Raw genomic sequence first — 23454 nt, 5'->3', positions numbered from 1 at the left:
CCACCCCTAGCCCCTCCCGTCTGCGGGAGGGGAATGTTTTATGATGGCCATTTCCCACCATCCCGCATTGTCCGCCTTCCGTAGGCGGAGTTGGGAGAGGGGATAAGACACCGCCTTTCCCCTATCCCAACGTCCATCAGAAGCGCCAGCCCAGGCTTGCGACGATCTGGTGCCGGTCGGTGTCGATGCCGAATTCGTCGGTCGTGGTGCCGTCGGCGAAATCGATATGCGCATCCTCATATTTGGAATAGCGATATTCGAGCTTGGCGAAGGTGTTGGCGTTGATGGCCCGCTCCACGCCCGCGCCGATGCGCCAGCCGTCCAGCTTGAAATTGGTGTCGGTTTCCACATTCGTGTTGCCGGCCAGCACATCCAGCTTCGTGTTGGTGTAGCCGCCCTTCACATAGACCAGCGTGTTCGGGCTGGCCAGGATGCCCGCCCGCGCGCCGACATAGAGGTCGCGGCCCTGCTTGACGCGGCCGAAGCCGAACTGGTCGGTGGGGTCGGATCGACCGCTTTTCGCGGTGGAGTCGGTAAATTCGCCCTCGACGCCGACGACCGCGCTGCCAAGGTTCACGTCATAACCAGCGCCCACGCCATAGAGCAGGCCATCGATCGACTGGTCGTCCCGGTCATTGTCATTGTCGACGCTGCTGCCGGCGCCCGTATGGTCATAGCCCAGAATCGCCTCGACGCGAGGGCCGGTGAAGGTGGGATTGACGTCCTGCGCCAGAGCGGGGCTTGCGACCGCTGCGCCGGTCAGGAGGGTTGCGGCCAGGATCTTGTGCATATTCGGGTACTCCACTTTATCTTCTCATCCCCTCTCAGCTGGGGAGACGATGAAGTCGCGGAAGTCCCACGAGGTTGCATGAACCGGAGATAAACGGCTGAATTCGTGTCATTTATGCCACAGAAGCGGCTCGGCTCATCGGCTTGGCGAGGCGTGCGGGCGACGAGTCGATCAGCATTCGACGACATTGACGGCCAGGCCGCCGAGGCTGGTTTCCTTGTAGCGGCTGGCCATGTCCTCGCCGGTCTGGCGCATCGTTTCTATGACCGCGTCCAGGCTGACGATATGGCGGCCGTCGCCCTGCAGCGCGAGATAGGCCGCGTTGATCGCCTTCACTGCGCCCATGGTGTTGCGCTCTATGCAGGGGATCTGCACCAGCCCCCCAATGGGGTCGCAGGTGAGGCCCAGATTATGCTCCATGCCGATCTCCGCGGCATTTTCCACCTGTTGGTTGGTGCCGCCCAGCACCGCGGCGAGGCCAGCCGCTGCCATGGAACAGGCGACGCCCACCTCCCCCTGGCAACCCATTTCGGCGGCGGAGATGGAGGCGCGCTTCTTGTAGAGGAAACCCATGGCGGCGGCGGTCAGCAGGAAGCGGCGCTCCCCATCCCGGTCGGCGCTGGGGACGAAGCGGCGATAATAATGCAGCACGGCGGGGATGACGCCCGCCGCCCCGTTGGTCGGCGCGGTGACGACGCGGCCGCCGGCGGCATTTTCCTCATTCACCGCGAGCGCGAAGAGGCTGACCCATTCGAAGATCTGCGCCGGGCCGAGGGCATTTTGCTGCAGGAGCAGCCGGTTATGGATGGCGCGGGCGCGGCGGCGGACCTTGAGGCCGCCGGGCAGCAGCCCTTCCCCCTTGATGCCGCGATCGATGGAGGCGCTCATCGCGTCGATCACGCTGTCCAGGAAAGCCTCGGTTTCCTGAGGCGCGCGCCAGGCCCCTTCGTTGCGCAGCACCAGCGTCGCGATGCTGAGGCCGGTGCTCTCCCCCAGCGCCAGCATTTCCGCGCCGGAGGAGAAGGGATAGGGCTGGACGACATTATGGCCGAGCGGCGCGTCGGCGGCGATCGCCTCCGCGCCCGGCAGGACAGCGCCGCCGCCGACCGAATAATAGTCGCGGACCAGCGGCTCCTCCTGCCCGTCGAGCCAGGCGGAAAAGCGCATGCCGTTGCTGTGCGCCTCCAGAAACTCTCCCGTGCGGAAGAGGAGGTCGGCGGTTTCGTCGAAGGGGACGAAGCGGCCCGCCGCGCTGCCGGCGCGTATGCGCCGCTCGCCCCGGATGGCGGCAAGGATGTCGGCAATGGCGTCGGGATCGACGCTTTCGGGACGGTATCCGGAAAGGCCGAGCAATATGGCCGTGTCGGTCGCGTGCCCCTTTCCGGTGAGGGCGAGCGACCCGTAGAGTTCGCATTGCACGCGGGCCGGTAAGGCGGGCAGCGAATCCATGAACATCAGCGCGGCGCGCATCGGCCCGACCGTGTGCGAACTGGACGGCCCGATGCCGATGGTGAACAGGTCCATGACGCTGATCGCGGCGGCTGCGTCGATGCGGGATCTGGGCACGGTCAATAATCCTTGGAGACGCGGACATTGGCGCTTTCGCGGCCAAGGGTGGATATGGCGCCGAGCAGCGAGAGCCAGCGCGTGACCTGATATTCGATGCGGGTCGCGGAATAGCCCTGCCCGTCGGTGATCAGTTCCACATAGGTCTTGCGCGTCAGATATTTGCCCGCCGCGATGGAGGTGCCCTGCCCCTGCGTCGGATCGGCAGCGATGATGCGCAGCCGGTCCAGCCCCGCCGCCTTGCGCACGGCGTTGATCGGGTCGAGGCCGCCCTGCCCCTGGAGCGAACCCACGGCCGAGGCGAGTTGCAGCGCTTCGGGCGCGGACAGGTTGGTGATCGACGTGCCGAAGAGGATGCGGGACAGCAGTTCGTCCTGCGGCAAGGCGGGCACGCTCGTAAAGCTGATCGCAGGCTTGAGGCCGGTGCCGCCGACATGGATGGTGGCGGTGAGGTCGCTCACATTGGCCTCCGCATCGATGTCGAGCGTCGGGTTGACGGGGGTGCGGCCGTCGAACTGGATCTTGCCTTCCTTGAGGTCGAAGCGGCGGCCGGCAAAATCATAGGTGCCGCGGACAAGATCGGCGGTGCCGGCGATGGCCGGGCTGGCGACGGTGCCGCCAATGTCCAGATTGGCGCGCCATTCGCTCTCCAGGCCAAGGCCCGTGACGGTCAGGCGGTTGCGCGCGCGCGCCTTGATCGTGAGATCCCAGGGAATGCTGGTGCGGGGCCGCTCTATCTCGTCGCCGCGACGGTTGATCTCTATGACGCGCAGTTCGGGGATCTGCGCCACGGCGGCGGCGCGCCCCATGGTGAAGCGGCTGCGGTTGAGGACCAGGTCGCCGCCGATGGTGCCGCCCTTGCCGGTGGACCCGATGGTGATCGGGCCGGTGACGGTGGCGGCGATGTCGTCCCGTTCGAGGAGCGCGGCATTTTCCGCCTGGAGGCGCAGGTCCATGCCGACGCCCGCAAGCCCCATGAAGGTGAAGCTGCCGGTGCCGGTGACGCTGCCGCCATTTTGCGCGGTGGCGGCGAAATCCGTCATGACCAGTTGCGCGCCGGAAAAGCGGCCCCGCGCCCTGACGCCGTGCAGGCGCATGCCCGTGACGGGGCTGTTGATCGCGGCATTGCCGGTCGCCAGCGATCCGGTGATGACGGGGTTGCCCAGCGTGCCCCGCGCATCGGCGGTGACGCCGACCGGGCCGGATATGTCGACGATCTCCACGCCCGTCAGGCGCCAGAGCGTGTCGGCGGTGCCGTTGTAGCGAAGCTGCGCGAACAGGGGCGCGCGGTTGAGCCGATCCACCAGGCTGCCTTCGACGCCCAAAGGAGTGAGCAACGCCTGGGCGCGGCCGATGGTCTGGCCGTCCGCGACGAAGATCATGCGGGTGGCCAGCCGGTCATGGGTCAGGACCGCGTTCACGCCCGCATCGACCGGGCGGGAGCTTAGGGACAGGCCGGATCGGGACAGGCCGCGCACGCGCAGGTCCGCCCTGCCGGTGGGCATGCCGCCGCGAGTGTGGACATAGCTGAGCGAGCCGGTCGCCGTGCCGCCCAGGCCCAGATCGTCATAGGCGACGTCCAGCAGCGAAAGCGGCAGCCTTTGCAGCCGCGCCTCCATGCTGGTGGTCTGGCCGCTGAGTTCCCCGCCGAGCTGGAGCGAGCCGCCCGCAAAGCCGACCGATGCGGGATCGAGCCGCCAGCCGTCCTGCGTGCGGGTGAATATGGCGGGGCGATTGAGCTTGATCGGCCGCTTGTCGACAGTGCCGCCGGCCTGAAGCTGGATGCGACCGGGCGTGACCTGCGCTTCGCCGCTGAGGTCGAAGAGGCGGCCGCGCTGGCCGGAAAGGCTGGCCGTCACCTTGCCGCTGCCGTCGACCAGATCGGCAGTGGCGGCAAGGCGCCCGATCTGGATCGCGCCGACACGCAGGCCTCGCGCCTGCGCCGTGGCGCCGATCGTCGTGCCGGAAGGGTCGAGCAGGATCGTCGCGTCCAGCTTGCCCCGGCGCACCGCGATGCTGGTCGGGCCGTCGAAACTGGCGTCGGTGGCGGCGAGGGCGAGCTTCAACTGCTGCACGCCGTTTATCGGGGCGAAGGCGACGGTGCCGGTCACCGGGCCGCCGACGTCCAGCACGCCGTCCAGGCCGCCGGTCACCGGGCGCAGGTCGCCGCTGGCGCTGACGCCCGATGCGGTGACGCGGGCGATGCGGACGATGGCCTGGCCTCCCGGCGGCAGCAGGATCGCGCCGTTTCCGGTGAAGGGACCGAGGGTCGATCCCCCCTCCGCCGTGAAGCCATAGCCTGCCGCATCGGGAACCAGATGGGCGTGCAGGTCGGTGACCCCCAGCGCCTTCAACGGACTTTGCAGCACGACATCGACGGTAGGGCGGTCGATTCTGCCGTCCAGCGTCAGGCGCAGCGGACCGTAGCTTCCGTGCTGGCCGTTGCCTTCGAAATGGAACGTGCCGTCGTGCCGACGATAGCCCTTGGCCAAGAGCGTCAGCAGCGGCGCCTGGAGGCGGAGGTCAGTGAACCGAAGCTGCCCGTCCGGCCCAAGGGACAGGCCGCTGCGCAACACCGGCAGGCCGCCGCCCAGCGAACGCAGGAAGCCATTGTCCAGCCGCCGCATCCGCGCCATCGCATTGCCGCTCAGGGTGAAGGCGCCCCGCGCGCCGGGCACGGCGCGCAGCTTCGACGTCAGGTCGACGATGCCTAGGCCGCGAATGGCCAGGCCGCTGATCTGGCCGTCCAGGCCGATGTCGTAGCGGCCGGATTTCAGGTCCGCGAGGAAAAGCAGCCTGCCGCGCAGCTTGTCGGACCGCACCGTCATCGGATTGCTGACGATCTGCTGGTTCCTGAGCTGCAACACGCCGTCCAGGTCGAAATTGCGGATGATGCCCTCGACCAGCGGACCCTGGCCGTCCAGGCGCCGGGCGCGCAGATGGACGGGGATCAGCGCCGGGCCGCCTTTCGCCCGGCGCCCCTTGCCGTCGGCGCGGACATCGTGGATCACCGTCTTGCCGAGGGCGAGTTGCCTGGCGGTGAGCAGATATTCATAGCCGAAACCGGAGAGCGGGCCGTCCAGCCGGACTCTGGCCGCGACGTCCCGGCCGCCCATCGATTTGAGCAAAGCCTGCGGGCGCGCCAGCTTCACATCGACCAGCAGATTGTCGAACGCATTGTTGCGCAGGTCGATGGCGCCGTCCGCGTCGAGATCGATGGCGGCGGAACGGAGCGAGAGCTTGCCGTCGATCACCCGGTCGGCCATCGATCCGCTTGCCTGCATGGCCAGGCGCGGCGCGGAGAGGCGCTGGACAAGGCCTTGCCCGGCCATGGCGCGCCCCTCGATGGTGCCGGTTGCGGCATAGGCGCCGCTGCGGGCCGCCAGCTTCAGGTCAACGGCCGGCTCGCTGTCCAGCGTGGCGGCGAGGCGCCCGTCCCAGCGGGTCCAGCTTCCCCGCCCCTGGATGCGCAGATTGGCGTCCTGCCTGAGCCCGGCCATGATCGCCAGCACGCCGCCCCTGGGCGCATTGACCGTGACGTCCAGGTCGAACCTGTCGTCGTCGGGCCGGCTGTCGAGCGCGATGTTGAGCGCGTCTTCCCCATTCAGCACGCGGGCGGACAGATCGATAATGGCGCGGCCGCCGCGAATATCGGCGTCGCCGGAAAGCGTCGCCTGCTGGATTTTCCCGGTGACGCGCCGGTCGATGGTGAGGCGGCCGACCGAAAATTGCATCAACCGGATGTCGAAGCCGGGCAGGATCGGCCCCTCGCGCTCGCTAGGGTTGAGCCTGGGCAGCTTGTGCAGGGCCGCCCGCGGAATGACGAGCCGGTCGATGTCGAGCCGGTTGGAAAGCCAGGCGAAGGGCCACCAGTCCAGTTCCACCCGCGGCGCGTCCAGGAACGCGCCCTTGGGATCGGACAGGGTCAGGCCGTGAAGGACCGCCTTTCGATAGATGCTGCCGTCGATCCGGTCGACATGGATGCGCAGGCCCGAAGGCGGACTGATCTTCGCGATGCGGGCGACGAGGAAGCGATGGCCGGGCGCGGTGTCGAGCCAGGCCAGCGTGCCCGCGACGATCAGCAGCAGCATCGCGATCACGCCCGCTACCCAGCGCTGCCAGCGGCCGTCCCAGGCGCGGCGGCGGCGCGGCGCGGGCGTCTCCACGGCCATCAGAAGGCCTGCCCCAGCGAGACATAGACCGCGACCTTGGGATCGTCCGACTGCGGATTGAGCGGCGTGCCGACATCGATGCGGATCGGGCCGAAGCTGCTGTAATAGCGCACCCCCAGCCCCGCGCCGATGCGCAGGTCGCGGAAGCGCGGCAGGAAGCTGGTCGAGATATTGCCGGCATCGACAAAGGGCACGACGCCGAAATCGCCGAATCGGATGCGCGATTCCAGCGAGAATTCCGCCAAGCTCTTGCCGCCGACCGGATCGTCGCCGGGGCCGTATCGAGGGCCGATCGCCTGATAGCCATAGCCGCGCACCGACGCGCCGCCGCCAGCATAGAAGCGCCGCGATGGCGCGATCCGGTCCACCGTGGACCCCAGGATCGTGCCGAAACGGGCGCGGGCGGCGAGCACGATGCGGTCGTTCATCGGCCGGTAGACGCTGCCGTCAAGCTGCACGCGGGCATAGCCGAAGGTGCTGTTCTGGAAGGACAGTTCGGGACTGACGCGGCCGCCCAGGCGAAAACCCCGGCTGGGATTCAGCAGGTCGTCGCTGCCGTCATAGGTGAGACTCAAGGGGATGGCGCCGATCAGGAAGGTGCGGCGGTTGCCGTTGCTGAACGCATCCGCTTCGTCCGAAGCGATCAGTTCGCCGCCGATGCGCCAGACCCATTTCTTCTGGAACAATATGTTGGTCTGCCGCTCCAGCGCGCCCGACAGGGTGATGGTGCGCGCGTCATAGGCATCGCGCTTGATGTTGCTGACGGAAAGCAGGCCCGTCAGCACATTGTCGCGGCGGCGGAAATTGTTGCGGCGATAGGTGAAGGATGCCGTCTGCTCCTGCGTGCCGATCACGCCGCGCAGGGTCACCGCGCCTTCGGGCGGGAAGAAGTTGCGGTGCGTCCAGCTCACCTCCGCGCGATAACCCTCCCCCGTGCCGTAACCCAGTTCCCCGGCGATGGTGCGCAGCGGCGCGGGACGGGCGTCTATGGCCAGGTCGACATGCTCGCCGTCCCCCGCGTCCCTGGGCGTCATGGTCAAGGAAGAAACGAGTCCGGTGGCCACCAGCGCCTGCCGCAGATCCTCGACATCCGACGCCATATAGGTGTCGCCGGGGCGGAAGCGGGCGATGCGCTGGACATGGCGGGCGCTGAACAGCGCGTCATTGGCCATGACGATCCTGCCGAAGGTGCGGTAGGCGCCCGGATTGACGACGATGTCCAGATCGCCCTTGCGCTCCTCATGATCGATGCGGACTTCCGGTTCCTCGACCTTGCCGAAGGGAAATCCGTTTTCGAGCAGCGCGACGGCCAGGGATTGCTGCCCGGCCAGGATGGCGTCGGCGTCGACCGGATCGCCTGGCCCGGGGGGAAAGGCGGCGCGCAATTTCGCCTCGCGCTCGCCGGTGCTTTCCAGGCCCTTCAGTTCGACGGACGACAGCAGATAGCGAGCGCCCGGCACGATCCGGAAGGTGACGGCCAGCCTGTCGCTGCCCGCCGGCGGCGGCGCCGCAGCGCCGCGAATGCGCGCCGCATAATAGCCCTTGGCGCGCAGCAGGCGGTCGAGCAGGTCGCTGTCCTCCTTGATCCGGCGGTTGATCTGGGCAAGGTTGGCAGGCTTCCCCTCCCCCTGGCGCAGCACCGACAATTCGTTGAAGCGGCTTGTGAACCGGGCGTCGGCAATCTCCTCCACGCCATCCAGCGCGACGGTGTAGCGGCGTTCCTCACCCGTGTCCGCGCCCGTCTGGGTATAGGTGGGGGTCTCCTCGGCCGGTTCCTCCATGGCTTCGGGGGCGACCGCCTGCTGCGGCGCATCGGAGGGCTGGGGCGGCAGTTCGACCATCGGCGTGACGATGTCGGGCTGCCCCATGTCGGGCCAGTCGACGCCGATGTCCGGCATGGGGGCCAGGTCGGGATCGGGCTGATCGGGAACCGGCTGCGCGCCAGGCTGCGGCTCCGCTTGCGCATGAGCGGCGGGCGCGAGCAGAAGCAGCGGCACGAGCAGAGCAGCTTGCGGCAGGCCTGAAATGCGGCGGCAGGTCCGCAAACCGATGTTCATATCGCTGATCTAGACCAGATATCGGGCAGATGGCCAGCCCCCAAGATCATGGCAGGACAGGCTGTGCGGCGATTCCGGCTGGAGCGCGGGCGAGGACAGGAAACGAACATCGCCTTGGCGCTCAAAGGCCGCGACTGGCCCATTACAGCGCATCAGAAGGCGGCGTTGAGGCGATCCATCAGGGCGCGGGCGGGATTGGGTTCGGCCTGCGCACGCGGGCGCGCCATGCGATCCTGAAGGCGGGCGACGCGTTCGTAAAGATCCTGGCTGCCGTCTATCAGGGCGCGGGCGGCGAAGGGGAAGCCGCCGACCACCGAGGGATCGGTGGTCGCGGCGTGGCCGAGGCGATATTTCTCCTCCAGCATCTCCGCATCGTTGAGTTCCCCGCGCTGCCAGGCCCGCTGGCTGAGCAACCAGGCGATGATGTGCATGAGGCGGGTCGTCACCTTGAGCGATTCGCAGGCGAAGGCGACGCGACGGACCGGATCGTCGACATCCGCGTCGCCCCCGTCGCGAAGGTCGAAATAGGCGCGCGCTTCGTCCGCCATGACCATGGCTTCGACATAGAGACCGTCGACCAGGCGGCGATGCAGGCCCTGGTCAAGAGAAGCGGCGAGTTTCATGGCGGATATGTGCCATAGAGCGGACGCCTTGTCAGTCCCGATGCGGCCCCGTTAACCCCGAATTGTCTCATTGAGGATCAGTCGGGATCGCATCGGCCATAATCCGCCCCGCCATTCAGGCGATGATGTCGGGGACGAGCTGGTCCTCCAGCAGCGCCATTTCGTCGCGCAGGCGCAATTTCCGCTTCTTGAGGCGCGCGACCTGCATCTGGTCGCCCGAACCGGAGTCGACCAGGGCGCCAATGGCGCTGTCCAGGTCGCGATGCTCGATTCGCAGCAATTCCAGCCGACGCATGATGTCTTCGCGGCTCACCCTACACCTACTTTCGCACCGATTGCCGTCCCATCGCCCCTTGATAGCCCGGCAGGCCGGCACGAACCATCGCAAATTTCAAGGCGGCCCGTCGCAAAGCGCGAATCGCCCGAAGACTCGGCCGGCGAATCGTGATCTACTCGTTCATCCATTGCCCTCGTAAGGAGAATGTCATGGAAAACAGCCACATTTCAGCTCTTTCAGCCAAGCATGCCGGGCTTGAGGCGCGAATCAAGGCGGAGACGAGTCGTCCCATGCCCGACGCGATCCTTGTGGCATCGCTCAAGAAGCAGAAGCTGCGGCTGAAGGAGGAAATGGAGGCGCAACACTGACAGCGGTGACGCCTGTGCGAAAGGCATGGATCGGCGGTCCCTTGCCGCCGATCCTGCCCTTTTCCAAGGTGACGGATGATTGGGAGGCTCCGGGGCCAGACGGCCTGCGGGGCTTTTTTTTTCGAAGGTCGGGCCGAACTGCTTTGGTACGGTTTTTTTGTTGGGGGGCCGCCAACCCTCCTTTCGTCACTCCGGGCTTGACCCGGGGTCCCGCTTTTCTCGTAAACAGCACCCAGCCCAAGGCAGCGGAACCCCGGATCAAGCCTGTCCTGAGCTTGTCGAAGGGTCCGGAGTCACGGGCCAATTCTTGCCAAAGTCACATAAAACCGCTCAGCGAATGAACCGTCGCTGGCGCAGATAATCGGGCACCGTGCGTTGCCCTTCCGGCCTGGAGACCGGCCGACGGGCCAGTTGCGGATCGATCTGCTCGTCAAAGGCGATGCCGATGCGGTCTTCGCGCGACCAGATGACGGAACCGTTGACCTGCCCGATGCCGCGCAGGTCGAAACGGATGCGCAGGCCGGTTGGTATGGCGCGCTCGCAATCGGCCATCAGGCCGGTCGCGGAAAGATTGCGGACCCGCGCGCGGCCGAGCGGAGCGCCGTCCGCCGAACTCAGATTGGTGAGCAGGAAAAGGCTGTCGCGCGGGCCGGAACGCGCCGGGCCGCGGCCACCATCATCCTGATTGCTATCCATCGACAACGCCCTGCAAGATCACTGGAATTCCCGGCGACCCTGCCATGGCGGCATGGACAAAAGGTTAATCGTCGCGAGAGACCTTTTCCTGCCGCTCGTGCCGTTCCTGCGCCTCGACCGTCATGGTCGCGATCGGCCGGGCCTCCAGACGGCCCAGCGAGATCGGTTCGCCGGTCACTTCGCAATAGCCATATTCGCCCTCGTCGATGCGGCGAAGCGCGGCGTCGATCTTGGAGATGAGCTTGCGCTGGCGGTCGCGGGTGCGCAGTTCGATCGACCAGTCGGTCTCGCTGGATGCGCGGTCGTTGAGGTCGGGCTCCCGGAGCGGTTCGTTCTGCAGGACGGCCAATGTCCCTTCCGCTTCGGCCAGTATCTGCTTCTTCCAGTCCCACAGGCGCTGCCGGAAATATTCCAACTGGAGCGGGTTCATGAACTCTTCGTCTGCGGAAGGACGATAGTCGGGTGGGAGTGTTACAGCCGATTTCGGCGGATTTTGGCCGTCTTTATCGGAATTCAGGACCGATGCCATCTGGCTCTCCGACTCGCGGGATCCCCGATGCTGAAAGTGCCGGGGTATCCGTGACTTGTGGTTGACGGCGCCTAATAGCCAGCGCCACGGCCTGAGACAAGCGGGCAATCGGTCTTGCGGCGCGCCGACTGCGCATCGCGGCGCGTTTTATCCCCGGAAAGTTCGCGATTCCCAAGCACTAGGCGATGATAAAAGAAAATGGACGGGGCGTATCGACCAAGCGGCCGGCCGCCGTCTCACTATGGGACGTTAACCATATATGCTCATATTTTATTAGTTTTTTTCTCGACTTGACCCCGATATTCAGAGTTAACGCCATTGAAGTTAACGTTTTGTTTTGCGTTGTTGGCAACAGGGAACGACCCCGCTTCCGTTATTGCGCGACGCAGTGGCGAGAGCGCCGGGCCGAAAACAAACAAGAGTGGAACCTATGTCGGTACGGATGGCATTGGCTAAATTATGCGCTTGCGCCGCCGGCGGCGCGATCATCGGCGGCGGCGCGGTTCACGTCGCCGAAAGCGCGCGTCCGGCAGGGGTCCAGAGTACGAAAAGCGTCAAGGCGGCGCCGCGCAAGCATTATGCCGTTCGCAAGGTGCAGCGCGTGGTGAAGACCGTGTCCTGCGCGCCGCAGACGGTGACGGTGACCACCCAGGCCGCGCCCATCCCCCTGCCCGCGCCCGTCGCGGCGGCGGAAATGCCGGTCATGTCCGGCGGCGGTGGCGGCGGCGCGCCGGTCGTGCTGGCGGGCGGTCCCGGCTTTGGCGGCGGCGGGTTCTTCGGCGGCTTCTTCGGCGGCAGCGGCGGCGGTTCGGGCGGATCGGTGGTGATCTCCTCCACCAGCAGCTCGACCGGCGGCATCACCAGTTCGACCAGCTCGACCACCGGCGGCGTTTCCACCTCGACCGGCGGCGTCTCGACATCGACGGGCGGCGTGTCGACGTCCACGGGCGGGGTCTCCACCTCTTCGGGCAATGTGTCGACGTCGTCCGGCAACGTGTCGACCTCGTCGGGAAATGTGTCGACTTCGTCGGGCAACGTCTCCACCTCCAGCGGCAATGTGACCAGCAGTTCCTCGACATCCAGCTCGACGTCCAGTTCCTCTTCGACCAGTTCGTCGACCAGCAGCTCGACGTCGTCCTCCACCTCCTCTTCGACCTCCTCATCCTCCAGCTCGTCGGGCGGCGACCATCATCATCCGCCGCCGCCGACCGATGTGCCGGCGCCGCCGATGGTGCTGCTGTTCGGGGCGGGCGCTGCGGCCCTGCTGGCGCGCAAGCGGTTCGCCCGCGCCAAGGCGGGCGCCGAGGGTTAACCGCGGGGCGATCCGGCCGGCGATCCGGGGGGAGCGCCGGTCGGATCGGGTTTCAGCTCGTCGCGATGATCCGCTCGATTTCCGGCACGGGATGGTTCGACAGATCCTTGGCGATCTCGCCCACCAGCCGACTCTGCACCTCCTTGTGATAATGTTTGCGCATCTCGCCCAGAGCGGTGGGCGGCGCGACAACGATCAGCTTCTCGAAATCATTGGCGAGCGCCCGGCGCTTGAGCAATTCTGCCGCCTCGGCGGCAAAGCGCGATTCCTCCAGATCGTGGAAATTGGTCTGCTCGACGGAGCCGCGATGGCTGGCGACCGAATTGGGTCCGCGGCCCGTGCCGTCGGATGCCTGTTCCCGGTCGGGGGGATTGTCCTGCTGCTTCACCTCTTCCGTTTCCAGGTTCGGGAAGTCCGGGCTGCCCTTGTTGCGAAAGAACAGCATCTTGCGCCCGTCGGCCACCAGCACCATCGCGCCATGGTCTATCTGCATCGTCCGGTTCCTCTCTCTTCAACGCCTGAGTCCATGACCAACGGACGGCGGTGAGCAGGGTTGCGCGGCTGGTCGCAGAACGGCATAGGGCTGACCCATGCACGACATTCGTTTCCTTCGCGAAAATCCCGCCGCTTTCGACGCTGGACTGGCCCGGCGCGGCCTGGAGCCGCTGAGCGCGGAATTGCTGGCGCTCGACGAGCGGAGCCGGGCGATCAAGACGGCGCTGCAACAGGGCCAGGCGCGCCGCAATGAGGCGAGCAAGGCCATCGGCCAGGCGATGGCGCAGAAGGACATGGCGACGGCAGAGGCGCTGAAGGCCGAAGTCGCCGCGCTCAAGGAAAACCTGCCCGCTCTTGAGGCGGAGGATCGGGAAATCGGCGAGGCGCTGGCGGCGCGGCTGGCGGCGATCCCCAACCTGCCGGCGGACGACGTGCCGCCGGGGGAAGACGAGACCCAGAATGTCGAGGTGGCGCGGTGGGGCGAACCGCGCAGCTTCCCCTTCACGCCGCAGGACCATGCCGATTTCGGTCCGGCGCTGGGGCTGGATTTCGAGGGCGGCGCAGCGCTTTCCGGCGCGCGCTTCACTGCGCTGCGCGGACAGATGGCGCGGCTGCACCGGGCGCTGGCGCAGTTCATGCTGGACCGCCAGTCGGGCGAGAATGGCTATGAGGAGGTCAATCCGCCGCTGCTGGTGAAGGACGAGGCGCTGTTCGGCACCGGACAGTTGCCGAAATTCGCGGAGGATCTGTTCAGGACTACCGACGGGCGCTGGTTGATTCCCACGGCGGAGGTTTCCCTCACCAACCTCGTGCGCGAGCAGATCGTGCCGACAGAAAGCCTGCCGCTCCGGCTGACCGCGCTGACGCCCTGTTTCCGGTCGGAGGCGGGTTCGGCCGGGCGCGACACGCGCGGCTTCATCCGCCAGCATCAGTTCGAGAAGGTCGAACTGGTCGCGATCTGCAAGCCCGAGGAATCGGAGGCTGAGCATGAGCGCATGTGCGCGGCGGCCGAGGGGGTGTTGCAGGCGCTGGGCCTGCCCTATCGGAAGGTGCTGCTCTGCACCGGCGACATGGGTTTCGGGGCGCGCAAGACCTGGGATCTGGAGGTGTGGCTGCCCAGCCAGCAGACCTATCGCGAGATCAGTTCCGTCTCCAACTGCGGCGATTTCCAGGCGCGGCGGATGAACGCCCGCTACAAGCCGGAGGGCGAGAAGAATACGCGCTTCCTGCATACGCTGAACGGGTCGGGACTGGCCGTGGGGCGGACGCTGGTGGCGGTGCTGGAAAATTACCAGCAGGAGGACGGCAGCGTGATCGTGCCGGAGGTGCTGGCCCCCTATATGGGCGGCCTGACGCGATTGCGGCACTCGTAATTCGCCTGCCCCGTTCGCTACAAGCGAAGTCGAGAAACGGGGTGGATGAGCTTCTCGACTTCGCTCGAAGCGAACGGATTTCAAGGACATGCGCATCCTGCTCACCAATGACGATGGGGTTCATGCTCCGGGCCTGACCGTGCTGGAGGAAATTGCGCGCACGCTGTCCGACGACATCTGGATCGTCGCGCCCAGCGAGGAGCAGTCCGGCGCCGGCCACAGCCTGACGCTGACGCGCCCCTTGCGCGTCCGCCAGCATGGCGAGAAACATTATAGCGTGACCGGCACGCCCACCGACGCGGTGATGATGGCGGTCGGCCATCTGATGAAGGATGCGAAGCCCGACCTGGTGCTGTCGGGCGTCAATCGCGGCGCCAACCTGGCGGAGGACGTGACCTATTCCGGCACGGTGTCCGCCGCGATGGAGGGCGCGATCTCCGGCATCAGGTCGATCGCGCTCAGCCAGGTCTATGCGCGGGAGGGGATGGGCGACGCCGTGCCCTTCGCTGCGGCGCGAGCCTGGGGCGAGCGGGTGTTGCGCCCGCTGATCGCCATGCCGGCCAGCCCCCGGATGCTGTTCAACGTGAACTTTCCGGCGGTCGATGCCGAAGCCGTGAAGGGCATTCGCGTGGTGCGGCAGGGCTTTCACGATGTGGACCGGACCAAGATCATCCACGGCACCGATCCGCGCGGCTATGATTATTACTGGTTCGGCCTCGGCAAGAGCGACGCCGTGCCGGAGGGGAGCGACCTGGCCGCCATTGCCGAAGGCTATGTGACGGTGACGCCCCTGCATTACGACCTGACGCAGGACAGCGCGATGGCGGCGACGGCGCAGGCCTTCGGAGGACAGATGGGCTGACGGCGTGTTCCTGCGCAGGGACATGCGGCTTGCCCGTCGATCCGAACGCGATCTAGCCATGGCGGGACCAGGGGGCTAAAGACGTGGCGATGTCGTGGATGGTCCTTCTTCGCTTTCCTGCCCTTGCCGTTCCCGCGACGCTTCCGCTCGACATCATCGAAGAAAAGGCCCGATGAGGATCATGCCCGTCCGGCCGCCGTCCAGCGCGGCGGGGTTCCTGCGGCGGCGGTCTTCGCTGCCGATCTGGGCCGATCTCGGCTGGCGGGTGGCGCTGGTCTTCGGCCTGATCGGGCTGGTGCTGCTGATCCACTGGGTCGGCCGGGACGGATTGAAGGACAATCTGGACAACCGGATCAGCTTCATCGACGTGCTCTACTTCACCACGGTCACGGTGACGACGGTCGGCTATGGCGACATCGTGCCGGTTAGCCCGGAAGCCCGGCTGTTCGAGGCTTTGCTGGTGACGCCGATCCGCCTGTTCGTCTGGCTGATCTTTCTGGGCACGGCCTATAATCTCTTCTTCCGCAACATCCTCTACAGGTGGCGCATGGCTCGCATTCAGGCCGATCTGCATAATCACATCGTCGTCACCGGCTTCGGCACCAGCGGGGCCGAGGCGGTGCGGGAATTGCTGGCGCGGGGCGTCGACCCGCGGGAGATCGTGGTGGTCGATCCGGTCGAAAAGGCGCTGGCGGAGGCCGAAGCGCTGGGCTGCAACATATTATGCGGCGATTCGACGCGGGACCGGACGTTGAACGATGTGGCGATCCACCGGGCGCGGACGATGATCGTGTCGGCCGGGCGGGACGACACCTCCATCCTGATCACGCTGACGGCGCGGCACTTGGCCCCTCGCCTGCCCATCAGCATCGTCGTGCGCAACGAGGACAACGAACTGCCCGCGCGGCAGGCTGGCGCGACCACGGTGATCAATCCGGTCAGCTTCGCCGGGCTGCTGCTGGCGGGCAGCACCAGCGGCCAGCATATCGCGGATTACATGTCGGACCTTGCCGCTTCGGGCGGTCAGGTGAAGCTGAACGAACGCTTCGTGCTGCCGGAGGAGATCGGGCGGCCGCTGTCCGACATCCGGACGGGGCTGGGCGTGCGCATCCATCGTCAGGAACGCGCCATCGGTTTCTGGGAGGAGGAAGCGGCGAAGCTCCAGACCGGCGATCTCATCATAGAGATCGTTCGGGGCGATGCGGCCGGGCAGGCACGCGCGCCAGCCTGATTCCGAGGGCTTTTGCGTGGCCCCGTGACATTGGGCGCAAAAATCCCTATGTGCGCGCCGATCATGGCAACCAAAATTCCCGAAGCGCCGAAGGTCGGCATGGTGTCCCTGGGCTGTCCCAAGGCGCTGGTCGACAGCGAGCGCATCCTGACCAAGCTGCGTTCCGACGGCTATCAGATGTCCGCAGACTATGCCGGCGCCGACGTCGTGCTGGTCAATACCTGCGGATTCCTGGATTCGGCCAAGGAGGAATCGCTGGAAGCCATTGGCGAGGCGATCGCGGAGAATGGCCGCGTCATCGTCACCGGCTGCATGGGCAATGAGGCGGAACTGATCCGCGCAAAATTCCCGCAGGTGCTGGCCGTGACCGGCGCGCATCAATATGAGGCCGTGGTGAACGCGGTGCATGAAGCCTCGCCGCCCATACCCAACGCCTTCGTCGACCTGGTGCCGGAGGGCGGGCTGAAACTGACGCCGCGCCACTACAGCTATCTCAAGATTTCGGAAGGGTGCAACCATCGCTGCTCCTTCTGCATCATCCCCTCGCTGCGCGGCGACCTGGCCAGCCGGCGCATCGACGCCGTGCTGCGCGAAGCGGAAAAGCTGGTGCATGCCGGAACGAAGGAACTGCTGATCATCAGCCAGGACACCTCCGCTTACGGGGTCGACACCCGGCATGAGGCGCGCCAGTGGAAGGGGCGCGAGGTTCGCGCGCACATGACCGACCTGGCCCGCGAGCTGGGGCAGCTTCGCACCGCGGAGGGCACGCCGCCCTGGGTCCGGCTGCACTATGTCTATCCCTATCCCCATGTGGATCATGTGATCCCGCTGATGGCCGATGGGCTGCTGACGCCCTATCTCGACATCCCGTTCCAGCATGCCGCGCCTTCGGTCCTCAAGGCCATGAGGCGCCCGGCGAACGAAGCGAAGGTGCTGGACCGCATCCGCAAATGGCGGGACATCTGCCCTGACATCGCGATCCGTTCCTCCTTCGTGGTCGGCTTCCCCGGCGAGACGGAGGCGGATTTCGACTATCTTCTCCAATGGCTGGACGAGGCGCAACTCGACCGCGTGGGCGCCTTCCGCTTCGAGCCGGTCGAGGGCGCGGCGGCCAACGACCTGCCCGGCGCGGTGCCGGAGGAGGTCAAGGAAGAACGATACCAGCGGATCATGGAAAGGACCGCCGCCATCTCCGCCGCCCGCTTGCAGGCGAAGGTGGGCCGCGTGCTGCCCGTCATCATCGACGAGGTGGGCGAAGCGGACGAGGACGGCTCCATCGGCGCCACGGCGCGCAGCCAGGCCGACGCGCCGGAGATCGACGGCAATGTCTTCCTGCGCGATGTAGGAGAAGGGCTGGCGCCGGGCAGCATCCTGAACGTGCTGATCGAGGATGCAGACGAGCATGACCTTTACGGAGTGCCGTCAATTTAGGGCACCATGTTCCTGCGAGGGCAGGAACCCAGTTCCGACGTCATAGCTGGACTCCCGCCTTCGCAGGGGCACGGTGCATTGTGGCGGGCAGCCTCATTCTGCCGCCGCAAAGGCGTCCTGATATTCCGTCTTGATCGCCTTGCGCATGGCCGCGTCCACCGGCAGCGCGATCTCATAGCTGCCCTCGGCATAGGGACCGGCGCTGTAGGGACCGATGACGACGGTCACGCCGTCGACCAGCTTGCCGTCCTTCGATGTCGGCACCAGCACCTGCTGCATCGGATCGATGCATTTGGTGAAGTCGTCGTCATCGCTGCGCTTCACCGGAGCGCCGCGCTTTTCGGCGCGGGCCTTGTCCAACGCGTGGCAAAAGCGGTCCCGGATGGCGGCCGCGAAGGCGGCAGGCGAGGTCATCAACGCCGTGACCGCCGTCTCCCGCTTGCGCGCCTTGTCCCACAGCAACGCCTCATAGCCCGTCATGCCATGCGCTCCGCCGGTATAGACGTAGCTTTCCGATCGGAGCGCCAGGAAGCGCGGCGTGTCGGCGGCCACGGTCCAGCGGGTTTCGAGCGAATGCGCCCGGAAGGGATAGCCGGCCTCCCTGGCGGCCTTCCGGTCTTCGCGCGCCATTTTCAGCGCGTCCGCCTTCCCCACCTTCAGCGCATTGCCGAACCTCTCCGCCAGGACGGGTATCTGCGCGGCCTGCGCGGGATAGGCATAGGCGAATTCGAGCAGATCGGTCTTCTCCTTCTGCTCGAACGGTTGGGCGGGCGACGGCGGCTCCGGCTGGCCGGACATGCGGTTCGCGAAATTGCTGGCCGCGACGTCATTGCCCGGCAGAGCCGCCTCGTCCCCATTCTTCGCGTCCTTCGAAGGCGAACAGGCGCAAAGCAGCAGGACCGCCGCCAGGGGCAGTCCCGCCAATCCCCTCCCCTCGATCCCGTGCATCAATGGGCCTTGGCCGCCGCCATGCACCGTTCGCTGATCGCCTTGCGCGCATAGCTGCTCTGGAGCGCCGCGCCGGCATTGGGCCAGCCTTCCGCGATCAATGCCTGCTCCACCGCATGCGCTCCGTCGAAACGCCCGCTTTCCGCCAGCGCATAGGCGCGGGCGCGCAGGGCCTGAAGGCGGCCGTCGTCGCTGTGCATCATCTTGTCTCTCCTTCTTTTAACTCCGTTCAATCTATGCCCGCGCGCCGTCCGACGCAAATGACGGCGCGGTCGAAAGAGGCGCTCGGACGACGAAAGATTGCGCTTTTCTTACCCGCCGCCTTTCTCCAAAACACATTGCATGAACGATTTTTCCGACCTGCTGAAAGCCGACAACAATCAACCCGCCCGTTCGATCCGGATCGTGGATGCGCAAGGACTGGAAAGCTGGCTGGGAAGCCAGCCGGAGCGGGTACGCGCCCTGGCGGCCGCCCAGAAATTCAGGGGCAAGGCGCATGAATTCGCCATCCTGCCCGGCGAGGAGGCGGCGGACTGGTCGGTGGTGGCCGGCGTCGCTTCCGCCGCGAAGCTGGGACCATGGTGCCTTGCCAGGCTGGCCGAGGCCTTGCCCGAAGGCGCCTATCGGCTGGCCGAGGGCGCGGCGGGGGCAGCGATGCTGGGATGGCTGACGGCGCAATATCGCTTCGACCGCTATCGCAGGGAAGAAAATGGATCGGGCGCGCGCGTGCTGCTGACCGCGGAAGTGGCGCAGATCGACGCCGCCGCGCGCCTGGCCGAAGCGGTGGCGCTGGTGCGCGACCTCGTCAACACGCCTGCGGCCGACATGGGCCCGGCCGAACTGGAAGCCGCGACCCGCAAGGTGGCGGAACGCTTCGAAGCCGACTGCAAGGTGACGAAGGGCGACGCGCTGGAACATGGCTTCCCGATGATCCATGCCGTGGGCAAGGCGGCGGACAAGCGCTTCGCGCCGCGCCTCATCGAATTGCGCTGGGGCGATCCCGGGCACCCGAAGGTCGCGGTCGTCGGCAAGGGCATTTGCTTCGACAGCGGGGGCCTCGACATCAAGCCGTCCTCCGCCATGCGGCTGATGAAGAAGGACATGGGCGGCGCGGCCCATGCCCTGGCGCTGGCGCAGCTCGTCATGGGCGCGCGCCTGCCGGTCAGGCTGCACCTGCTGATCCCGGCGGCGGAGAATGCGGTGTCCGGCAATGCCTTCCGGCCCGGCGACATATTGCGCTCGCGCAAGGGGCTGACGGTCGAGATCGGCAATACCGATGCGGAGGGACGGCTGGTGCTGGGCGACGCGCTGGCGCTGGCGGGAGAGGACAAGCCGGACCTCATCATCGACTATGCGACGCTCACCGGGGCGGCGCGGGTGGCGGTGGGACCGGACCTCCCGGCCCTGTTCGCCAATGACGAAGCGCTCGCCGCGGAGATGGATGCGGCCGGGACGGCGGTGGACGATCCGACCTGGCGCCTGCCCCTGTGGGACGGCTATGCCGAAATGCTCAAGTCCGACGTGGCGGACATCAACAATGCGGGCGAAGGCGGCTTTGCCGGGGCGATCACCGCCGCCCTGTTCCTCAAGCGCTTCGTGCCCGACGCCGTGCCCTGGGTGCATCTCGACACCTTCGCCTGGCGCTCCGCTTCGCGGCCGGGACGCCCGAAGGGGGGCGAGGCGCTGGGATTGCGCGCCGCCTTCCATATGCTGCAAGCGCGCTACGGCCGCAAAAAGTAAAAAGAAAGCGATTGTCGAGGCCGTTACGCAACCGGATTGGCTATCGTGCGTTACGAGGTCATGGATGCCCACTCCGCCCAGAATGAAGCCGCAGAGCTGAACCGTCCCGGCCTGAAGCCGCTCGGCCAATGGATGCGCACATTGGTCGATTATGTGCGGTCCGGCAGGCCCGACCTCACCAACCGGCAGATGGCGCTGATGCTGACCGTCTATATCGGCGCGGGGCCGCATACGGTGCGGGGACTCGCGGAGGCGCTCAACGTGTCGAAGCCGGTCATCACCCGCGCTCTCAACAAATTATCGGCGCTGGGCTATCTGCGGCGGGAGCGGGACTCCACCGACCGGCGCAATATTTTCATCACCCGCACCCCAAAAGGGGCGGAATTTCTTGACGCCTTTCACCATTTCATCGCAGGAACCGGCCGCGATGAACGCCTCAACTTCTCCTCTGCGGAACGCACCGCCTGAACGCATCCGATTCAAGCTGGACGGCCGGTCGGTCAAGCTGGACACGCGGGTCCATGCGGCGCGCGGCGACCTGGCCGACCTGGCGCTGGCCGGCGTGCTGTTTTCCGCCCATTATGCCCGCGCCGTCGAACTGACCTGCGTCGCCGCCGGCGCGCCCCTGTTGGCGTCCGACACGCCCAAGGCGCGGGCGGTGAGCGAATTGCTGCGCGGGGAGAGCTTCCATGCGCTGGACGTGACGGCCGACTGGGCCTGGGGCTTTTGCGGGCATGACGGCTATGTCGGCTATGTCCGGCGCGATGCGCTGGACGCGCGGGAAGTGTCGAACAGCCGCGTGATCGCCGGCACCGCCCCGCTTTTCAGCGCCGCCGACATCAAGTCCCCCATTGCCGATTACTGGCCGCGCGGCGCGCAGTTCGCGGCCGAAGCGCAGGGGGATTTCCACGCCTGCGCCGAAGGCTATGTGCACAAGCGCCATGTCGCGGAGATCGACGCGCTGGAAAGCGACTGGGTTTCGGTGGCGGAGCGTTATCTGGGCCAGCCCTATGTCTGGGGCGGGCGCGGGCATCGCGGCGTCGACTGCTCCGGCCTGGTGCAGGTGGCGCTCGGCCAGTGCGGGATCAAGGCGCCCCGCGACACCGATCTTCAGCGCGAGGGGATCGGTTCCCCCATCGCGCCCGGCGCGCCGCTCCGACGAGGGGACTTCGTCTTCTTTCCCGGCCATGTCGGCATCATGACCGACGAGCATAACATGATACATGCCAACGCCCATTGGATGAGCGTGGTGATCGAGCCGCTGGCCGACGTCGTCGGACGGCTGGCGGCGGATCATGCGGAACCCGTGACGGCGCGGCGGAGAATTGGCGCATGACACAAAGGATATTCATCGACGGCGGCGTCGGCACGACGGGTTTGGAAATCAACGAGCGGCTGGCGGGCCGACCGGAACTGTCGATCATCGCGCTAGACGCGGACAGGCGCAAGGATGCGTCGGCGCGCAGGGACGCGCTGAACGCGGCGGACATCGTCATCCTCTGCCTGCCCGACGATGCTGCGCGCGAAGCGGTGGCGCTGATCGACAATGGCCGGACGCGGGTGATCGACGCGTCGACGGCGCACCGGGTGGCCGATGGCTGGGCCTACGGCTTTGCCGAACTGGAGCCGGGGCATCGGGAAAGGCTGGCGAATTCGCGCTTCGTCGCCAATCCGGGCTGCTGGCCGACGGGGTTCCTGGCGCTGGTGCGGCCGCTGGTGCTCGCCGGACTGCTGCCCGTCGACTGGCCGGTGACGGTATCCGGCGCATCCGGCTATTCGGGCGGCGGCAAGTCGATGATCGCGGAATATGAGGGCGCCGGGGGCGCGCCGAGCGCGTTCCGGCCCTATGGGCTGGGGCTGGCGCACAAGCATGTGCCGGAAATGCAGCGCTATTCCGGCTTGCGGCACCCGCCCCTCTTCGCCCCCGCCGTGGCCAATGCCTATCGCGGCATGATCGTGGAGGTGCCGTTGCAGTTGCGCGCCCTGCCCGGCGCGCCTTCGGCGGCGGATGTGCATGGGGCGTTGGCCGCCGCCTATGCGGGATCGCCCATCGTCGGCGTGGAAGCGCTGGAGGACAGCGCGGCGATGACGCAGGTCCGGCTGGAGCATGTCGGCGCGACCGACCGGCTGGCGCTGTTCGTCTTCGGCAATGAGGCGACCGGCCAGGCGCGGCTGGTGGCGGCGCTCGACAATCTGGGCAAGGGCGCGGCCGGGGCCGCCGTGCAGAACCTCAACATCTTGGCGGGATTACCGGAAACCGCCGGCCTGCGGCTCTGAAGGCGGCATCCGGCCCCCTCGCCGCGCCGGTCTTCGGCATGGCGAAGGGGCGGAAACGCCGATCAATGGATCGTGCCCATCGCCCCTTCATGGTTCAGCAATACGATCAGCCGCTCGATCTGCCGCCAGTGGCAGAAGCGGATATGGTTGCCCAGATCCCGGCTGCGGTCGGCCCGCGCCGCCGCTTCATAGCCCGCATTGTCGCCGAACAGCGACATCAGCTCCGCCGCGTCCTCATAGCTCTTTCGATTCGAAAGATATGGCATGTTCATGACCTGGCCCCCCAAAGTCCCCACCCTGACGGTGGGGATCGCGGTTCAATCCCCATGCCAGCCGCACCCATCGACGGCGGAGGGCGGCCTGCGAGGGTGAACGATCCATTAGCCAAGTCCCGCCGTGGCACAGCCATCCCAGGGTGGGACAGGCTGTCCTGAAAAGGCGCAGGCGGGAAAGCGCTGGCCATGCATCCCCGCCCGTGGCAAGGACCGCGGAATGACCAAGGGCAGAAAAGAACCGATCGGCGCAGGCGCCATTTTGGCGCTCACCATCCTGGGCGGCACCATCGTCGGCGGCCTGATGGGCCAGCCGAGCGCCGGCCTGCTGGCGGGCACGGCGCTGGGCATCGCGATCGCGGTGCTGCTGTGGCTCTGGGACCGGGGAAAATAGCTCCGCATCGGGCACTTGCGCGCCTTGCCACCATCCATGGG

At 66.7% G+C, this 23454-nt stretch carries 23 protein-coding genes; 10 read left to right on the top strand and 13 right to left on the bottom strand.

All coding sequences use genetic code 11. The features are described from left to right. Positions 1-136: 136 nt before the first annotated feature. The 6 genes from L286_RS43720 to L286_RS43695 form a co-directional block, all read right to left on the bottom strand. Complete coding sequence (locus tag L286_RS43720; RefSeq protein ID WP_020818923.1) at positions 137-790, bottom strand: outer membrane protein; 654 nt, start codon at positions 788-790, stop codon at positions 137-139. Positions 791-961: 171 nt separating this feature from the next. Next, the gene (locus L286_RS43715) at positions 962-2356 is read right to left on the bottom strand and encodes an L-serine ammonia-lyase (RefSeq protein ID WP_025160962.1); all 1395 of its coding nucleotides are present in this window, start codon (positions 2354-2356) and stop codon (positions 962-964) included. 2 nt (positions 2357-2358) lie between these two features. Further along, a complete protein-coding gene (locus L286_RS43710; protein WP_020818925.1) occupies positions 2359-6528 on the bottom strand; it encodes a translocation/assembly module TamB domain-containing protein in 4170 nt (1389 codons plus the stop codon). After that, positions 6528-8585, bottom strand: coding sequence for an autotransporter assembly complex protein TamA (locus tag L286_RS43705; RefSeq protein ID WP_020818926.1), 2058 nt, complete (start codon positions 8583-8585; stop codon positions 6528-6530). The genes L286_RS43710 and L286_RS43705 overlap by 1 nt, the downstream gene beginning before the upstream one ends. Positions 8586-8737: 152 nt before the next feature. Next, positions 8738-9208 (bottom strand): DUF1465 family protein, encoded by a 471-nt coding sequence (locus L286_RS43700; protein ID WP_020818927.1) that lies wholly within the window; start codon positions 9206-9208, stop codon positions 8738-8740. Positions 9209-9323: 115 nt separating this feature from the next. Continuing rightward, positions 9324-9503, bottom strand: a complete 180-nt coding sequence (locus L286_RS43695) for a YdcH family protein (protein WP_013039685.1) — start codon at positions 9501-9503, stop codon at positions 9324-9326. Between the two features lie 191 nt (positions 9504-9694). On the opposite strand from L286_RS43695, the gene L286_RS48125 reads away from it, so the two are divergent. Beyond that, entirely contained in the window at positions 9695-9853 is a 159-nt protein-coding gene (locus L286_RS48125; protein ID WP_007684009.1) for a YdcH family protein, read from the top strand. Positions 9854-10183: 330 nt separating this feature from the next. Here the strand turns inward: L286_RS48125 and L286_RS43690 are convergent, their stop codons facing one another. The 4 genes from L286_RS43690 to L286_RS43685 all read right to left on the bottom strand — a co-directional run bounded on the left by L286_RS43690 (position 10184) and on the right by L286_RS43685 (position 12883). Then, positions 10184-10549, bottom strand: a complete 366-nt coding sequence (locus L286_RS43690) for a PilZ domain-containing protein (protein WP_007684010.1) — start codon at positions 10547-10549, stop codon at positions 10184-10186. A gap of 64 nt (positions 10550-10613) precedes the next feature. Continuing rightward, entirely contained in the window at positions 10614-11078 is a 465-nt protein-coding gene (dksA, locus tag L286_RS0125030; RefSeq protein WP_025160963.1) for an RNA polymerase-binding protein DksA, read from the bottom strand. Positions 11079-11654: 576 nt separating this feature from the next. Then, positions 11655-12221: a hypothetical protein gene (locus L286_RS0125025; protein ID WP_013039683.1), complete on the bottom strand. Its 567-nt coding sequence runs from the start codon at positions 12219-12221 to the stop codon at positions 11655-11657. Between the two features lie 221 nt (positions 12222-12442). Further along, the gene (locus tag L286_RS43685) at positions 12443-12883 is read right to left on the bottom strand and encodes a host attachment family protein (protein ID WP_020818928.1); all 441 of its coding nucleotides are present in this window, start codon (positions 12881-12883) and stop codon (positions 12443-12445) included. A gap of 97 nt (positions 12884-12980) precedes the next feature. Here L286_RS43685 and serS point away from each other — a divergent pair, with 97 nt between their 5' ends. The 4 genes from serS to rimO all read left to right on the top strand — a co-directional run bounded on the left by serS (position 12981) and on the right by rimO (position 17782). After that, positions 12981-14258, top strand: coding sequence for a serine--tRNA ligase (gene serS / locus L286_RS43680; protein ID WP_020818929.1), 1278 nt, complete (start codon positions 12981-12983; stop codon positions 14256-14258). Between the two features lie 88 nt (positions 14259-14346). After that, positions 14347-15120 carry a 5'/3'-nucleotidase SurE gene (gene surE, locus L286_RS43675; RefSeq protein WP_007684019.1) on the top strand — a complete coding sequence of 258 codons (774 nt, stop codon included), beginning with the start codon at positions 14347-14349 and terminating at the stop codon, positions 15118-15120. Positions 15121-15301: 181 nt separating this feature from the next. Then, the gene (locus L286_RS43670; RefSeq protein WP_174550406.1) at positions 15302-16351 is read left to right on the top strand and encodes a potassium channel family protein; all 1050 of its coding nucleotides are present in this window, start codon (positions 15302-15304) and stop codon (positions 16349-16351) included. A gap of 48 nt (positions 16352-16399) precedes the next feature. Continuing rightward, positions 16400-17782, top strand: coding sequence for a 30S ribosomal protein S12 methylthiotransferase RimO (rimO, locus tag L286_RS43665; RefSeq protein ID WP_020818930.1), 1383 nt, complete (start codon positions 16400-16402; stop codon positions 17780-17782). 93 nt (positions 17783-17875) lie between these two features. Here rimO and L286_RS43660 read toward each other — a convergent pair whose 3' ends face one another. Beyond that, complete coding sequence (locus L286_RS43660) at positions 17876-18730, bottom strand: PdaC/SigV domain-containing protein (RefSeq protein ID WP_020818931.1); 855 nt, start codon at positions 18728-18730, stop codon at positions 17876-17878. Beyond that, the gene (locus L286_RS43655) at positions 18730-18933 is read right to left on the bottom strand and encodes a hypothetical protein (protein WP_007684028.1); all 204 of its coding nucleotides are present in this window, start codon (positions 18931-18933) and stop codon (positions 18730-18732) included. The genes L286_RS43660 and L286_RS43655 overlap by 1 nt, the downstream gene beginning before the upstream one ends. Before the next feature lie 139 nt (positions 18934-19072). Here L286_RS43655 and L286_RS43650 point away from each other — a divergent pair, with 139 nt between their 5' ends. The 4 genes from L286_RS43650 to argC are packed head-to-tail and all read left to right on the top strand — an operon-like array spanning position 19073 to position 22747. Continuing rightward, a complete protein-coding gene (locus L286_RS43650; protein WP_020818932.1) occupies positions 19073-20470 on the top strand; it encodes a leucyl aminopeptidase family protein in 1398 nt (465 codons plus the stop codon). 60 nt (positions 20471-20530) lie between these two features. Further along, positions 20531-20938 carry a MarR family transcriptional regulator gene (locus L286_RS43645; RefSeq protein WP_021223951.1) on the top strand — a complete coding sequence of 136 codons (408 nt, stop codon included), beginning with the start codon at positions 20531-20533 and terminating at the stop codon, positions 20936-20938. Continuing rightward, positions 20898-21806 carry a C40 family peptidase gene (locus tag L286_RS43640; protein ID WP_020818934.1) on the top strand — a complete coding sequence of 303 codons (909 nt, stop codon included), beginning with the start codon at positions 20898-20900 and terminating at the stop codon, positions 21804-21806. The genes L286_RS43645 and L286_RS43640 overlap by 41 nt, the downstream gene beginning before the upstream one ends. Beyond that, a complete protein-coding gene (gene argC / locus L286_RS43635) occupies positions 21803-22747 on the top strand; it encodes an N-acetyl-gamma-glutamyl-phosphate reductase (RefSeq protein WP_013039677.1) in 945 nt (314 codons plus the stop codon). The genes L286_RS43640 and argC overlap by 4 nt, the downstream gene beginning before the upstream one ends. A gap of 62 nt (positions 22748-22809) precedes the next feature. Here argC and L286_RS43630 read toward each other — a convergent pair whose 3' ends face one another. Beyond that, positions 22810-23013, bottom strand: a complete 204-nt coding sequence (locus tag L286_RS43630) for a hypothetical protein (protein WP_020818935.1) — start codon at positions 23011-23013, stop codon at positions 22810-22812. Between the two features lie 226 nt (positions 23014-23239). On the opposite strand from L286_RS43630, the gene L286_RS49080 reads away from it, so the two are divergent. Beyond that, the gene (locus tag L286_RS49080) at positions 23240-23413 is read left to right on the top strand and encodes a hypothetical protein (protein ID WP_007684040.1); all 174 of its coding nucleotides are present in this window, start codon (positions 23240-23242) and stop codon (positions 23411-23413) included. The last annotated feature ends 41 nt before the right edge of the window (positions 23414-23454 follow it).

Origin of the sequence: Sphingobium sp. HDIP04 (assembly GCF_000445085.1) — a bacterium.
Taxonomy (GTDB): domain Bacteria; phylum Pseudomonadota; class Alphaproteobacteria; order Sphingomonadales; family Sphingomonadaceae; genus Sphingobium; species Sphingobium indicum.
Note: the sequence above shows the minus strand (reverse complement) of the source record. Positions and strands in the feature narration are given on the sequence as shown.

Coding starts and splice junctions, on each gene's coding strand:
- L286_RS43720 (WP_020818923.1), bottom strand. CDS start 790: ATGCACAAGATCCTGGCCGCAACCCTCCTGACCGGCGCAGCGGTCGCA.
- L286_RS43710 (WP_020818925.1), bottom strand. CDS start 6,528: ATGGCCGTGGAGACGCCCGCGCCGCGCCGCCGCCGCGCCTGGGACGGC.
- L286_RS43705 (WP_020818926.1), bottom strand. CDS start 8,585: ATGAACATCGGTTTGCGGACCTGCCGCCGCATTTCAGGCCTGCCGCAA.
- L286_RS43700 (WP_020818927.1), bottom strand. CDS start 9,208: ATGAAACTCGCCGCTTCTCTTGACCAGGGCCTGCATCGCCGCCTGGTC.
- L286_RS43695 (WP_013039685.1), bottom strand. CDS start 9,503: ATGCGTCGGCTGGAATTGCTGCGAATCGAGCATCGCGACCTGGACAGC.
- L286_RS48125 (WP_007684009.1), top strand. CDS start 9,695: ATGGAAAACAGCCACATTTCAGCTCTTTCAGCCAAGCATGCCGGGCTT.
- L286_RS43690 (WP_007684010.1), bottom strand. CDS start 10,549: ATGGATAGCAATCAGGATGATGGTGGCCGCGGCCCGGCGCGTTCCGGC.
- dksA (WP_025160963.1), bottom strand. CDS start 11,078: ATGGCATCGGTCCTGAATTCCGATAAAGACGGCCAAAATCCGCCGAAA.
- L286_RS43685 (WP_020818928.1), bottom strand. CDS start 12,883: ATGCAGATAGACCATGGCGCGATGGTGCTGGTGGCCGACGGGCGCAAG.
- serS (WP_020818929.1), top strand. CDS start 12,981: ATGCACGACATTCGTTTCCTTCGCGAAAATCCCGCCGCTTTCGACGCT.
- surE (WP_007684019.1), top strand. CDS start 14,347: ATGCGCATCCTGCTCACCAATGACGATGGGGTTCATGCTCCGGGCCTG.
- L286_RS43670 (WP_174550406.1), top strand. CDS start 15,302: ATGCCCGTCCGGCCGCCGTCCAGCGCGGCGGGGTTCCTGCGGCGGCGG.
- rimO (WP_020818930.1), top strand. CDS start 16,400: ATGTGCGCGCCGATCATGGCAACCAAAATTCCCGAAGCGCCGAAGGTC.
- L286_RS43660 (WP_020818931.1), bottom strand. CDS start 18,730: ATGCACGGGATCGAGGGGAGGGGATTGGCGGGACTGCCCCTGGCGGCG.
- L286_RS43655 (WP_007684028.1), bottom strand. CDS start 18,933: ATGATGCACAGCGACGACGGCCGCCTTCAGGCCCTGCGCGCCCGCGCC.
- L286_RS43650 (WP_020818932.1), top strand. CDS start 19,073: ATGAACGATTTTTCCGACCTGCTGAAAGCCGACAACAATCAACCCGCC.
- L286_RS43645 (WP_021223951.1), top strand. CDS start 20,531: ATGGATGCCCACTCCGCCCAGAATGAAGCCGCAGAGCTGAACCGTCCC.
- L286_RS43640 (WP_020818934.1), top strand. CDS start 20,898: ATGAACGCCTCAACTTCTCCTCTGCGGAACGCACCGCCTGAACGCATC.
- argC (WP_013039677.1), top strand. CDS start 21,803: ATGACACAAAGGATATTCATCGACGGCGGCGTCGGCACGACGGGTTTG.
- L286_RS43630 (WP_020818935.1), bottom strand. CDS start 23,013: ATGCCATATCTTTCGAATCGAAAGAGCTATGAGGACGCGGCGGAGCTG.
- L286_RS49080 (WP_007684040.1), top strand. CDS start 23,240: ATGACCAAGGGCAGAAAAGAACCGATCGGCGCAGGCGCCATTTTGGCG.